The sequence below is a fragment of the Paraburkholderia sp. RL17-347-BIC-D genome, assembly GCF_046027915.1.
Taxonomy (GTDB): Bacteria; Pseudomonadota; Gammaproteobacteria; order Burkholderiales; family Burkholderiaceae; genus Paraburkholderia.
Map to the genome: position 1 here is coordinate 1 of NZ_JARESS010000011.1, position 12,173 is coordinate 12,173.

The following is a 12,173-nucleotide window of genomic DNA, read 5'->3' on the forward strand; positions in this document are numbered from 1 at the left end:
GTCTTTTTTACGGCGCGGCTTTTTTTGGGGCGCGCTACCCCCCCGGCGCCCCCACGCCTGCAACCCGAGATGCAGTCGCGCGCCGGGTTCCTTGCGTACCAGCCTTTGCATCGGCCTTTGCCGCCGCTGCTTTACGCACCACGCGCGACTTCTTCAGCAGGCTAGTGATCGAATCGCCGATGCTGTCCGCCACCGCCGCTTCGCGCGCCTTGCGCCCCTTCGCGCCGGCCTGCCGCGCGAGCTTCGCCGCGCGTTTCTCGGCTTGCGCGAGCAGCGCGGCAAACGCGACCTCGTCCACTCTCAGCCCGCGGCGCGATTGAGCGGGCGCGAGGCTCTGCAATTCGTCCGCTTCGAATGAGCTGATCACCGCGGGGTGAATGTAGCAACGCTTGCACACGGCCGGCGTATTGCGCAGTAACGCCGCCACATCCTTCACGGTCGCGACGATATGACGGCGCGCTTCCGCCGCGCTGCTGCACATCAAGCGGCGCAACGCGGCCAACGCATAGACGCTGCCGGCCCACGTGCGATAGTCCTTGGCCGTGAAATCCGCACCGCTCGCACGGCGCAGATAGTCGTTGATATCGGCGGAGCCGACGGTGCGGCGCGTGCCGTCTTCGTCGAGGTACTGGAACAGGTCATGGCCCGGCAGTTCGGCGCAGCGCCGCACGATGCGCTTCACGCGTGGATTGTTCACCGTCACGTCGTGTTCGATGCCGCTCTTGCCGCGAAACCTGAAACGCAACTGGCCGGCTTCGATCTTCACGTGCTTCTTGCGCAGGGTCGTCAATCCGTACGACTGATTGTCGCGCGCGTATTCGACACTGCCGATCCGGATCAGCGTCGTGTCGAGCAACTGCACGATCGCGGCGATGACTTTGTCGCACGGCATGCCCGGCAGGTTGAGGTCACGCGCGACGCGGGCGCGGATTTTCGGCAGCGCGCGGCCGAACTCGGCCATGCGTTCGTATTTGTCGGCATCGCGCGTCTCACGCCAGCGCGGGTGATAGCGGTATTGCTTGCGGCCGCGCGCGTCGCGGCCGGTCGCCTGGATATGGCCGCGCGCATCCGGGCAGATCCACACGTCCTCATAAGCCGGTGGAATGGCGAGCGCGTTGATGCGTTTGATTTCGTCTTCATCGTCGATGCGTTTGCCCGCCACATCGAAGTACGCGAAGCCGTCTTTTTCACGCTGACGCGTGATGCCGGCTTTCGTATCGTCGGCATGGCGCAAGCCCGGCGGCATGGCGGCCGGCATGGGCTGTTTCGCGTTGTCGTCGTCCGCGCGTTCAGGGCGGCGTTGAATCGAAGTAGGTGTGGCAGCCATCGTCGCAGGTAGAAGTTTCAAGCAGAGGGCACGCTTTGCGCCGGTGACTGTGCCTGCAAGCAAAGGCAATGCCTGGCACCGCCGTCGGCGTGGCGCGCATGGCTGCTGCTGGTTGCTTCTGGTTGCTTCGTGAACGAGCGGAACAGTCCTTGCGAACTCTCGCTACGGGTACTGAATGAACGAACGAACCAAGGAGAGCGCGATGAGCAGCACACTGAATCCCGATGAAGAGCCGCAACAGGTCGTGAAGCAAACTGCCGGCACGACCGGCGCGCTCGGTCCGAGCGATTCGTCCGATAGCGGCAGCGACGTCGCCGGTGCGAAGCGTCATGAGTTCGACGTGGATACCGAACTGGACAACCACGCGCTCGAAACCGGCGACACCGAACTTGGCAGCGATACGGATCGTGCCGGCACAGGCGAACGCGCCGCTGCCGACGGTGATTCGACGCTTGTGCCGGACGGTGATATCGAGCCCGACCGGGTGATCGATCCGCTGGCTAACGACGATGATGGCCTCGACGATGACCCGCAAGGTCTTTGATTCTGCTTCGGGCAGCGATCAGAGATGGGCGCCTGGCTCGGGCAGGCGGTCGAATGCGTGGGCACGTCTTTTGCTGAACCGACATTGATGATGGGGGCGGGCGTCGCGACAAGCCCGGTCCAGCACTTACAGGAAGGGGAGTATGCATGTCTGACACGCTGAAGGGTTACAAGGTGGCGGTACTCGCGGTGGACGGTTTCGAGCAGGCAGAACTGATCGAGCCAAGACGCGCACTGGTTGAAGCAGGCGCAACGGTGCACGTCATTTCAGCCAAGCCCGGCAAGATCCAGGGTTTCAAGCATGTGGACAAAGGCGACGCCGTCGAGGTGGACGCGACGTTCGACAAGGCAAGCGCCGACGACTATGACGCCGTGGTGTTGCCGGGCGGCGTGGTGAACGGCGACGCGATTCGTCTGCTGCCGCAGGCACAAGCTTTCGTCAAAGCCGCCGACAACGCGAAGAAACCGATCGCCGTGATCTGTCACGGCGGGTGGTTGCCGGTGTCGGCGGGCATCATCAAGGGCCGCACACTCACGAGTTGGCCGAGCTTGCAGGACGACATTCGCAATGCGGGCGGCACGTGGGTGGACCAGGAAGTGGTCGAGGACGGCAACCTGATCAGCAGCCGCAAACCCGACGACCTGCCGGCTTTTAACAGAACGCTCATTGCGCAATTGTCGAAGCGCAAGGCGGCATGAGCGGAGTGACGAGCGGAGCGCGCGCATTCGCATTTGATGAATGTCGCGCCACGTTTCACCGGTTCCGCTTCGGTGTATCCGTCGACCTGGGAGAAAGTGCATGAGATTCCGGTATTCCCTACAAGCGATGACTGTCGCGCTCAGTTTGAGCGCGGCGTCCATCGGCGCGGTCTACGCGCAAGCCAGTGACGCTCCGGCGAGCGATGCACCGGTCAGCGGCACGAAGCTTTCGCCGGCGGATCAGCAATTCGTGCAGGACGCCTCGCAGGCCGACGCCACCGAAATCGCGGCCAGCAAGGTTGCGCTGAAGAATTCCAGCGATCCAAAAGTGAAGAAATTCGCGCAGCAGATGATTACGGACCACACGAAACTCTCCCACGCGATGGCGGCGCTCGTCTCGAAGAAGGGCTTCACCTCGACGCCGTCGGCGGATTCCGCGCTGGTCGGCAAACTCCAGACGCTCAAGGGCAAGGAATTCGATCAAGCCTACGTCGAGCAGATCGGAGTGGAAGCGCATCAGCGAGCGGTCGATCTGTTCCAGCAGGAAAGCACCAGCGGCACCGATGCGCAACTCAAGGCGGCGGCTCTGCACGCGCTGCCGACCATCAAACATCATCTCGCGATGGCGCAGCAACTCGCCGGCGCAATGAAGGGTTCGCCATGAACGCGATCCTGCCGCGACCGGCCTATGAGGATTCCCTTATGCAGATCACTTTTTCCGACGACAAGCCGGTCTTCGACGGAGCGAATCTGACCGTGCGCTTCATGGCGCGGGTGGATGGCGAACCGGTCGTCTGCACGATTACCGCCGAAGCGCTCGAGGATCATTTCGGCGCCGATTCCGCCTTGGAAGCCGCGCTGATGGCCGCCTTCGACAAAGGCCGTCAACGTATCCGTTCGGTTTGCGCAGAAGCACTCGACCAGAACGACGGTGAAGGCGTAGTGTTGCATAGCGGACTGTTCAGAGTGGAAGGCATGGAACCGGATCGCGGCACCACGGCGTAGTGCCGGCGCGTGCCCTCGCTCGCGCGCGCTGTGCGGCGCGGCGAAATGCGGCGGCATGGTCCGCAAACGCTATCCAACGATGCAAGGAGGCCTCATGTCACTCATCGTCGCAGCACGCTTTACGACTTTTCCCGCCGCCGAAGATGCGGCGGCAAAGCTCTTCAATGCAGGTTTCGTCGAGGAAGACGTCACGCTGTTCTTCGTCAATCCGCGTGGCCAGCACGCGCGTTTTCCGATCGGCGGCGACACCAGCACTGATGCCGGCGCGAGGGATGCGCCCAAAGGTGCCGGCATGGGCGTCACCATCGGGGCGGTAGTCGGCGCCGTGGTCGGCGTCGGGATCTTCGCGGCGTTCTCCGCGCCGATCATCGTGTCGTTGATTGCCGCGGGCGTGGGCGCGTATGTCGGCTCGCTGATCGGCGCGATGTCGCGAACGCGTGACGCTGGCCATACGGGCCATCGTCCGGCATTCCACGAGGAGACGCGCGATTCCGGCGTGCTCGTGGCCGTGCACGTCTCGCCGGATAATCAGTTCGATGCCGCGCGCGTTTTGCGCGAAGCAGGCGGCATGGCGATCGAGCGGGCAAGCGGACGCTGGCAGCAGGGACGCTGGGCCGACTTCGATCCGTTGAAGCAGCCTGTGCCGCTCAGTGAGTTCAGCGAGAGGAGCGCTTGAGTTGACGCGCGTTTTCGCTGCGGTCATTAGCTGAACGGCCCGACATCAGTCGGGCCGTTTTTTTTGGTGCCTGTCAGTACTCGACTCTCTGCTCAGACCCAGACTTGCGGCGCATTGCGTTGCGGCTGCGGCGCGCGCCCCACCTGGCGCTCATCGCGCGTCGGCTCGCAAGCAGCCGGCACGAGTCCATCATGCATCACGCCACACGAAGGCGACGCTGCCTGAGCATTAGCGGACGGCGCTTCCCGCACTTGCACATGTTCTCGAATCTGCATCACGGCGGCCGAGGTGATGATCGCGACGGCGGCCAGAAATTCTGCGCTCCTGATCTTCATGGTGATATTCCCTGTCGTTGTTGCCTGCCCATTGTTTTCAATCCGTTTGCACGTCTTGCAGTGTGTTGTTGCGTTGCACGCGTGCTGGGGGCGGAGCATATAAAGCAACCGCTGTGCCATCGAGCGGAAGCCCGCTGGGCGGGGCTTTGCTGGCGGTCGCGAGGTTTCGCAGCGGGCAACATTTACGCGCGTCGGCAAGATTGCACGTGCGTCGTCGTCGCAGCGCGCAAGACGTCCACGGCGATAGCCGTCGGGCACGCCTCGTGCGAATAGATCCATGAACTCCATCGTTGGAGGGCGGGCGCCTGGCAACAGCCTGACGATTCTCCGGCGACGGATTCCATGACTAACGAAACCCTTGGAGGTATTGAATGGCTACGAACGTTGTTTCCGTGTTGAACGATCTGGTCGAAACGTCGAAGGACGGCGAGAAGGGCTTTCGCAAAGCAGCCGAAGACGCGCACGACGCGCAGCTGAAAACGCTGTTCCTGTCGCGTGCGGAAGACTGCACTCGCGGCGCGCGTGAGCTGCAGGACGTGGTTCAAGGGCTGGGCGGCAAGCCCGAAACCGGCGGCAGCATGAGCGGCGCGCTGCATCGCGGCTGGGTCGACGTGAAGTCGGCCGTGACGGATCGCAGCGACCACGAGATTCTGGCCGAGTGCGAAAAGGGCGAGGACGTCGCGAAGAAGCGCTATCACGATGCGCTCGAAAAGGAATTGCCGGCGGATGTGCGGGCGATCGTCGAGCGGCAGTACCAGGGCGTGCTGCAGAATCATGACCGCGTGCGTGATCTGCGCGATCAATATGCGGCGGCCAAGCGCTAAAAGTGGCTGAGCAATCGGCGCTCGATAGGGCGCCGGTTATTGTTCTTTCTTAACCGCAATCGGCGTCCATTCGGAAGCCGATTGCACATAAAAAAGCCATCCGCAACGCGGATGGCTTTTCTGTTTCCTGAACCAGAAGCACCGAGAAGCGCCAACCGAAGCCGGCACTTCCCGGGTCGATCGGCCGCTCTTATTCAGCAGCGATCTTCAGATGGTTCTTGACGCTCGATACACCCTTCACTGCCTCTACGACTTCGCCGGCTGCTGCCTTGTCGTCGGCCGAAGGCACTGTACCCGTGAGCCACACCACGCCCTTGCGGGTCTTCACGTGGATGTGCGTCGACTTGACGTTCTTCGCGGCCAGCAGGTCTGCCTTGGCCTTGGTGGTGATGGTGCCGTCATCGACGTGCTGGCCGATGGTTTCGGACGCCGCCGACGGAGCGCTGCTCTGCGCCATGACGTTGGTCGCGTTCAGTGCGAAAGCGACACAAGCGATGCTACCTGCGGTCTTCAAAAGTTGGATGGTCTTCATGGTTTCTCCTTCGGGTGTTGATGAAAATTGCGGTCTTGTTGCCTGCGGTCGATCGCGGCCGGAACCGCCGATGACACGCGTGGGATCGTTGCCGCTACGGTTCCGTCAGGGCCCGTTATCGACACCGGATGACGGTCTGCATCCGCTGCGCTTGCGCGTTGCATGCAAAGACCGGCGTCCGTCCACATAGTGCTCGGACGCAAGCGGTGTGCCCGCCATGGCGTCAAAAGACTGCCGTCGCAGGAAAGCCGTTACGGCATAGGTATTTAGGCTGAGGAATAGGCCGCCGCGAAGCGTAGGCGCCACGCTCGGCGGCTCGCGGCGGGAGGGACCGGAATTTGCCGGGTGCTTGTAAAAAAAGCGCCTGGCGGCCTGCGCAATTGGCGGGCCTGAAAACGCAAAGCGTAGAAAAAACAGGGCGTTGCGCGAGCTGGTACGACAGTTGCTCTTGGGAGGTTACTCACCATTTTTCGGCTATTAACGGGACCTCACTACAATGCCTTCAATTGAACTACGCACAAGGCAGTCTCTCGCACTCACGCCGCGTCTGCAGCAATCGGTGCGTCTGTTGCAGTTGTCGTCTCTGGAGTTCCAGCAGGAGTTGCGCACGGCGCTCGACACCAATCCGTTCCTCGAGTACGACTCGTCGGAGACGGAAGACGTTGCGCTGTCAACCGCAAGCTCCGGCGAAGACGGCGGCGCGCTGCCCGCCGCCGACACCGTTGCAAGCGCCGAACCCGATTCGGTGCAGGCTGAATCCGGCGCCAACGATACGCTGGAAGGCGCGGGCCAGGACGACATGCCGGGCGACTTCTCCGGCGACTACAGCAGCCGCAGTTCGACGCGCCAGAACGGCGACTCGGACAGCAGCGACCCGGCCGAATGGGCGCGCTCGCAGCCGACCTTGCGCGAGCAACTGCACGATTCGCTGCGCCTTTACCGACTCGACGACCGTGACCGCGCGGTGGCCCGCTTCATCATCGAGGCGCTCGATGACGACGGCTATCTGCGCCAGGAACTCGCCGATCTGGCGGACAGCGTCGATCTCGAACCCGAATTGACCGAAGAAGAATTGCTGGTGGCGCTGCGTCTCGTGCAATCGCTTGATCGGCCGGGTCTGGGCGCGCGTTCGTTGTCCGAGTGCCTGTCGCTGCAGGTGAACGCGTTGCCCGCCGACACGCCGGGGCGCGAAGTCGCGCGGCAAATCGTCGAACATCATCTGGAACGGCTCGCGCGCCGCGAGCAGGCCGAACTGCAAAAGCAGATCGGCTGCAGCGCCGAAGAATTGCGGGTGGCCTGCGCGCTGGTGCGCAAGCTCGACCCGAAACCTGGCAACAGCTACGGCCGTACCGAAGACAACTACGTGGTGCCGGACGTGATCGTGCGTCAGGTCCGCAACAAGTGGGTCGTGGCGATCAACCCGGCGGTGCAGCCGCGCGCGCGTATCCATCGCATGTATGCGGAACTGTTCGCGCAGTCTGCCGGCGCGAGCCGTTCGCCGCTCGCGCAGCAACTGCAGGAAGCACGCTGGCTGATCCGCAACGCGCAGCAACGCTTCGACACGATTCAGCGCGTGGCCGAATGCATCGTCGCGCATCAGAAGGCCTTCTTCCAGTACGGCGAAATCGCGCTCAAGCCGATGGTGCTGCGCGACGTCGCCGAGGAACTCGGCCTGCACGAATCCACCATCTCACGTGCCACCGGCAACAAATATATGGCCACGCCGCGCGGTATTTTCGAATTCAAGCACTTCTTCCCGCGCGAACTGGGCACGGAAAGCGGCGGTACGTGTTCGGCCGCGGCCGTGCGCGCGCTGCTCAAGGAAATGATCGCCGCGGAAAACACGCGCGATCCGCTCTCGGATGTGACGCTCGCCAAAATGCTCGCCGATCAGGGCGTGCTGGTGGCGCGCCGCACCGTGGCGAAATACCGGCACCTGATGAAGGTGCCGCCGGCGGAGTTGCGCCGCCAGCTTTAACGCGCCGCCCCTTAAAACGGGGCAACGCTCAAGCGCCACGCGAGGCTGTTCGCTCGCGTGGCGCTTTTTCGTATCTGGACGTTTCGCGCGTGCCCCTTTACATTGGCGGGTCCATGGGAAACGGGGTGGGGTCAATGAAGTACTCGAATCTGGTCGAACGCTTGCAGGGCCGGCGCACCTCCGCGTGGGAAATCCATCGTGTCGCGCAACAGGCGGAGGCGAGAGGTGAAGACGTCATCGTGCTGAGCGTGGGGGACCCCGATTTCGCCACGCCCGCGCCGATCGTCGAGCGTGCAATCGAGGCCCTGCGCGGCGGCGATACGCACTACAGCGCCGTTTCCGGCCGCGAGCCGGTGCGCGCGGCGATTGCCGCGGAACACACGCGCATGACCGGCTGTGCCGCGAGCGCCGCCAACGTGATCCTGACCGCGGGGGCGCAGAACGGCGTGTTCGCCGCATCGTTGTGTCTGCTCGAAGCGGGCGATGAAGTGATCGTCCCGGAGCCCATGTATCTGACCTACGAGGCCTGCGTGCGCGCGGCCGGCGCCACGCTCGTGACGGTGCCGGTCGATGCGGCGCGGGCGTTTCACGTCGACTGCGACGCGTTGGAGGCGGCCGTCACGTCGCGCACCAAGGCCATTTTCTTCGCGACGCCATGCAATCCGACCGGCGTGGTCATGCAACGCGCCGATCTCGAACGTATCGCGCGGCTCGCTTGCGAGCACGACCTATGGGTGCTGTCCGACGAGGTCTACGCCGAGCTGACCTTCGAACGCGAGCACGTGAGCATTGCCGCGCTGCCCGGCATGGCGGAGCGCACCGTGACGCTCGGCAGTCTGTCGAAATCGCATGCGATGGCGGGTTGGCGCGTGGGCTGGGCGATCGGGCCCACCGAACTGATCGAGCATATGGGGCGGCTCGCGCTTGCGATGCTGTACGGCTTGCCCGGCTTCATCCAGCAGGCCGCATTGACGGCGTTGCAGCACAAGGCTCAGATCGCCGCCGAGATGCGTGAGATCTACCGGCGCCGGCGCGACGTGGTATTCGAGCGTTTGCATCGTGTGCCGGGCTTGCGGTGCCTGTTGCCCGAGGCGGGCATGTTCATGATGGTGGACGTGAGCGGCACGGGCCTCGATACGGTCGATTTCACCTGGCAACTGTTTCGCGCGCAGGGCGTATCGCTGCTCGACGCGAGCGCTTTCGGCGAGACGGCGAATGGGTTCGTGCGGCTGGGATTCGTCGTCGACGAAGCGCGCCTCATCGATGCGTGCGAGCGGATCGCTGTATTCGTCGGTGCATTGCCGCGTCGTTGAGTCTTTCGTCAACATTTCGTTTGCTTTTCGATTAGCGTCACGCAGCGATGCGCTATGGGAGGAGTGCGCGTCCTCGCCAGTTTTCGATTGACGCCGCAAATGCTTGCGTCAAAAATCGAGCGCCGAGTTCGTCTTAACCATTGACCTTCCGGACATCGGCGCCTATCGACTCTCGGTCGGGAAACTCATGGGCCTTCGCTTCACCTTCTGGTTGCGCCAATCACTGATGGCAGGATCGATGGCGGCCGCGCTCGTCGCGATGGCGCTCGTGCTGCTCGCGCTCGCCACGTTCAGCACGATGTGCGCGGCGGCTGAACCAGACGATTCGCCGGAAGCCGCTGCAAGCGCGGACGTCGAGGCGTCCGCGCCGGACACGCCACGCGTCGTGAGCGGCACGCCCAATCAACGCGCGGAGGCGAACGACCAACCGCTCGATGAGCCGCACGCAGCCCCGCCGCAGCGCACGCCTCGCCAGCCACGCCCCGCCGCGACGACGCAGAACGAAACATCGGGCAGCACGGCGCAGCGCAACGCGAAACCTGAGCCGGCGGCGATTCCGGTACCGCCTGAAACCTCGTCGGTCACGCAGCATTCCATCCGGCTCGATGGCCGCAAGATCGACTACACGGCCACCGCCGGCAACCTGTTGTTGCGAGACAGGGCGGGGCAGGCCAATGCGAGCGTCTTTTATGTCGCTTACACCGTCGCTAGCAAAACGCCGGAAAAGCGGCCGGTCACGTTCCTGTTTAACGGCGGCCCCGGCGCCGGCACCGTGTTCCTGATGATCGGCTCGTTCGGACCGAAGCGGGTGCGCACCGCGAGTCCCGACATCACGCCGCCGGCGCCTTACACGCTCGCCGACAATCCCGACAGCCTGCTTGATACCACCGACCTGGTATTCATCGACGCCGTCGGCGCGGGCTTGTCGAGGGTGGTCGGCCATGGCACCGGCAAAGACTTCTGGGGCGTCGATAAGGATCTCGGCGCGTTTTCGCAATTCATCGACCGTTATCTGACGGTGAATCAGCGCTGGAATTCGCCCAAGTACCTGCTGGGCGAATCGTATGGCACCGCGCGCGCCGCGATGCTCGCGTATCAGTTGGGGCAGAACAATATCGCGCTCAACGGTGTGATCCTGATGTCGTCGGTGCTCGACTCGGCCGCGTTTTCGGCCGGCTCGGATTTCAAAAGCGAAAGCTATCTGCCGAGCTTCGCGGCGATCGCCTGGTATCACGACAAGATCGTGCCGAAGCCGGCCAGTCTGCCGGCCTTTCTCGACGAAGCCCGCGCGTTCGCGCGCGGCCCGTATGCGCAGGCGCTCGCGCAAGGTGATGCGCTGCCCGACGCCGAGCGCGACGCGATCGCCGCGCGAGTCGCGCAGTTCACCGGCCTCGATGTCGGCTATGTGAAGCGCAGCCGCTTGCGTCTCTATCCGTCGCGTTATCGCAGTGAATTGCTGCGCGATCAGGCGCGCAGCGTCGGCCGTTACGATGCGCGTTTCGAAGGCATCGACTTCGACAGCGTATCCGAGCGTCCTGATTACGATGCGTCGGTAAGCAGCGTCTCGAGTGCTTTCGACGCGGCGCTGCACCAGCATTTCGCTCAGGATCTGCACTTCACGCCGGCCGAGCGCTACCGCGTCTTCAACGACGAAGCGTTGGCGCAGTGGGACTGGAAGCATCGCGAATGGTGGGGCGAGCATCTGCCTGTGCCGTACGCGGCGGGTGATCTGGCCGAGGCGATGCGACAGAATCCGCATTTGCGCGTGATGTCGGTGAACGGCTATTTCGATCTGGCCACGCCGTTCTATGCGACCGAATATGCGCTTGCGCATCTTGGCGTGGATGGGCCGCTGCGCGCCAATGTGCGAATCGCCTACTATCCGACCGGTCATATGATCTATCTCGACGACGCGGCATTGCATACGCTCAAGCGCGATCTGGCGAGTTTCTATGCGGCGGGGGCGCGCTAGCTGGCTCTGAAGAACTCGCGCGGCGCTCGGGGCTTGCCTTACAAGCGGATTCGGCGGGTTCGGTTGAACGGTATAATTCGTTGCAACGTCGCGGTATGACTGCAACGTTGCGGCGCACCGCGCCTGGACGCTTCCACCGCCGGAAAACCGCTCGCTCAACCGGCTTCACTCACCGCTGCCCATGCCATTTCTCCCGATCCAGTCCTTCACACGCAAACGGTTGTCCGACGTGGTGTCCGACCAGATCAAGCAACTGATCTCGGACGGCACGCTGATGCCCGGCGACCGTTTGCCGGCCGAGCGCGATCTGGCGACGCAGCTCGGCGTGTCGCGGCCGTCGTTGCGCGAGGCGCTGATCAGGCTGGAAGCGGATGGCTACATCGAGACCTCCGGGCGGGGCGGTTTCACGGTGGTCGACGTCACCGCGCCGATCATCTCCAAGCCGCTTGCCGAGCTGCTGCTGCAAAATCCACGTACCAGTGCCGATATTCTGGAATTGCGCCAGGGGCTCGAATCGATTTCGACGGTGTATGCCGCCGAGCGCGCCACGGCCGCCGACCTGAAAAAGATCAGCGTGGCGTTCGAAGCATTGAAGGCCGGCTCGCAGTCGCAGGATCGCGTGAACCTCGCGGAACTGGACGCCGCGTTTCACCTCGCGATCGCCGACTCCACGCACAACATCGCGCTCGCGCATGTGATGCACGGCATCCATACGCTGATTCGCGAAGGCATGCGCCAGTACCATCGGCTGATCGATTACGACGACGCGATGGAAAAGCAGTTGATGAGCCAGCATCAGGCCATCTACGACGCCGTCATGGCGCGCGACGCGCAAAAGGCGCGCAAGGCCGCCGAGCGTCATTTGACTTTCGTGCGCGAGATCTACAAGGAAGACGCGGCGAAGCCTTCGTCGAGTGCGGTTTCTTGATTGCGTAAGCGCTTGAATGCTGTCTGGACGCTAGCCTGGCG

Annotated in this window: 13 protein-coding genes; 10 read left to right on the forward strand and 3 right to left on the reverse strand. The window is 63.4% G+C overall.

Annotated elements, in window-relative coordinates; translation table 11 throughout:
- Window positions 1-34 precede the first annotated feature (34 nt).
- Window positions 35-1,327: a DNA topoisomerase IB gene (locus P0D96_RS16725; RefSeq protein ID WP_408314578.1), complete on the reverse strand. Its 1,293-nt coding sequence runs from the start codon at window positions 1,325-1,327 to the stop codon at window positions 35-37.
- A 202-nt stretch (window positions 1,328-1,529) separates the two neighbouring features.
- On the opposite strand from P0D96_RS16725, the gene P0D96_RS16730 reads away from it, so the two are divergent.
- The 5 genes from P0D96_RS16730 (at window position 1,530) to P0D96_RS16750 (ending at window position 4,250) form a co-directional block, all read left to right on the forward strand.
- A complete protein-coding gene (locus tag P0D96_RS16730) occupies window positions 1,530-1,871 on the forward strand; it encodes a chemotaxis protein (protein WP_132377402.1) in 342 nt (113 codons plus the stop codon).
- A gap of 146 nt (window positions 1,872-2,017) precedes the next feature.
- Window positions 2,018-2,569, forward strand: a complete 552-nt coding sequence (locus P0D96_RS16735) for a type 1 glutamine amidotransferase domain-containing protein (RefSeq protein WP_408179996.1) — start codon at window positions 2,018-2,020, stop codon at window positions 2,567-2,569.
- Window positions 2,570-2,669: 100 nt separating this feature from the next.
- Window positions 2,670-3,233 carry a DUF4142 domain-containing protein gene (locus P0D96_RS16740; RefSeq protein WP_408179997.1) on the forward strand — a complete coding sequence of 188 codons (564 nt, stop codon included), beginning with the start codon at window positions 2,670-2,672 and terminating at the stop codon, window positions 3,231-3,233.
- On the forward strand, window positions 3,230-3,574 hold the full coding sequence (locus P0D96_RS16745; RefSeq protein WP_132377399.1) for a DUF1488 family protein: 345 nt from the start codon (window positions 3,230-3,232) through the stop codon (window positions 3,572-3,574). Before P0D96_RS16740 ends, P0D96_RS16745 begins: the two co-directional genes overlap by 4 nt.
- 94 nt (window positions 3,575-3,668) lie before the next feature.
- The gene (locus P0D96_RS16750; RefSeq protein ID WP_408314387.1) at window positions 3,669-4,250 is read left to right on the forward strand and encodes a hypothetical protein; all 582 of its coding nucleotides are present in this window, start codon (window positions 3,669-3,671) and stop codon (window positions 4,248-4,250) included.
- Between the two features lie 92 nt (window positions 4,251-4,342).
- Here the strand turns inward: P0D96_RS16750 and P0D96_RS16755 are convergent, their stop codons facing one another.
- Window positions 4,343-4,585, reverse strand: a complete 243-nt coding sequence (locus P0D96_RS16755) for a hypothetical protein (RefSeq protein WP_408314389.1) — start codon at window positions 4,583-4,585, stop codon at window positions 4,343-4,345.
- A gap of 371 nt (window positions 4,586-4,956) precedes the next feature.
- Between P0D96_RS16755 and P0D96_RS16760 the strand changes: the two genes are divergently transcribed.
- On the forward strand, window positions 4,957-5,409 hold the full coding sequence (locus tag P0D96_RS16760) for a PA2169 family four-helix-bundle protein (protein ID WP_132377396.1): 453 nt from the start codon (window positions 4,957-4,959) through the stop codon (window positions 5,407-5,409).
- 190 nt (window positions 5,410-5,599) lie between these two features.
- Here P0D96_RS16760 and P0D96_RS16765 read toward each other — a convergent pair whose 3' ends face one another.
- Entirely contained in the window at window positions 5,600-5,941 is a 342-nt protein-coding gene (locus P0D96_RS16765; protein ID WP_408180000.1) for a BON domain-containing protein, read from the reverse strand.
- A gap of 496 nt (window positions 5,942-6,437) precedes the next feature.
- On the opposite strand from P0D96_RS16765, the gene P0D96_RS16770 reads away from it, so the two are divergent.
- The 4 genes from P0D96_RS16770 (at window position 6,438) to P0D96_RS16785 (ending at window position 12,132) form a co-directional block, all read left to right on the forward strand.
- Window positions 6,438-7,919 (forward strand): RNA polymerase factor sigma-54, encoded by a 1,482-nt coding sequence (locus P0D96_RS16770; protein WP_408314391.1) that lies wholly within the window; start codon window positions 6,438-6,440, stop codon window positions 7,917-7,919.
- Window positions 7,920-8,053: 134 nt separating this feature from the next.
- A complete protein-coding gene (locus P0D96_RS16775; RefSeq protein ID WP_408314392.1) occupies window positions 8,054-9,232 on the forward strand; it encodes a pyridoxal phosphate-dependent aminotransferase in 1,179 nt (392 codons plus the stop codon).
- 187 nt (window positions 9,233-9,419) lie between these two features.
- The gene (locus P0D96_RS16780; RefSeq protein ID WP_408314394.1) at window positions 9,420-11,204 is read left to right on the forward strand and encodes a S10 family peptidase; all 1,785 of its coding nucleotides are present in this window, start codon (window positions 9,420-9,422) and stop codon (window positions 11,202-11,204) included.
- A 181-nt stretch (window positions 11,205-11,385) separates the two neighbouring features.
- Window positions 11,386-12,132, forward strand: a complete 747-nt coding sequence (locus P0D96_RS16785; RefSeq protein ID WP_408291039.1) for a FadR/GntR family transcriptional regulator — start codon at window positions 11,386-11,388, stop codon at window positions 12,130-12,132.
- Window positions 12,133-12,173 lie beyond the last annotated feature (41 nt).